We start from the raw sequence: 664 nt of genomic DNA, 5'->3' as shown, positions 1-664 counted from the left end.
AGTGTCTGTCCGGAGACATATTGAATCGGATGAATCGGTTGTGATTCAAAGGAGGTGGCCTGATTCGAGGAGGGTCACCGATGTGGACGACGGAGAACCGTGGGCGTTACGACCGTAGCCGGCTGCGTTACCCGAGTGACCTGACCGACGCCGAATGGTCGCTGGTGGAGCCGCAGATTCCGCCTGCCAAGCGTGGCGGCAACCGACGCCATGTCGACGTGCGGGAGGTCGTCAACGGGCTCATGTACGTGTTGAGCACGGGCTGCCAATGGCGGGCGGTCCCGAAGGATCTGCCGGCGCGCTCGACGCTGTTCGACTATCTCGATCTGTGGAGTTGGGACGGCACGCTCGATCGCATCCATCATGCGCTCTACGTCGCGTGCCGGGAACAAGGTGAACGCGAGGCGAGCCCGACCGCGGCGATCATCGACAGCCAAAGCGTGAAGAGCGCGGAAAAAGGGGGGCCCGGATCGATCCGCACGGCTACGATGCGGGCAAGAAGATCAAGGGCAAGAAGCGGCACCTGCTGGTAGACACGCTCGGTCTGCTGCTGCACGCGGTCGTTCACCCCGCCGACATTCAGGATCGCGACGGCGGCGTCCTGGTAATGGCGACGCTGTTCGGCCTCCATCCATTCTTGAAGAAGCTCTTCGCCGACGGCGCT

Annotated in this window: 1 pseudogene; it reads left to right on the top strand. The window is 63.0% G+C overall.

Going from position 1 to position 664, the window contains the following annotated elements:
* Window positions 1-80: 80 nt before the first annotated feature.
* Window positions 81-664 (top strand): annotated as a pseudogene (locus A33M_RS22780) (IS5 family transposase); the annotation flags it as partial.

Origin of the sequence: Rhodovulum sp. PH10, assembly GCF_000293785.1 — a bacterium.
Classification (GTDB): Bacteria; Pseudomonadota; Alphaproteobacteria; order Rhizobiales; family Xanthobacteraceae; genus Rhodoplanes.
The sequence above is the reverse complement of the archived record's forward strand: the minus strand, read 5'-3'. Positions and strand labels throughout refer to the sequence as shown.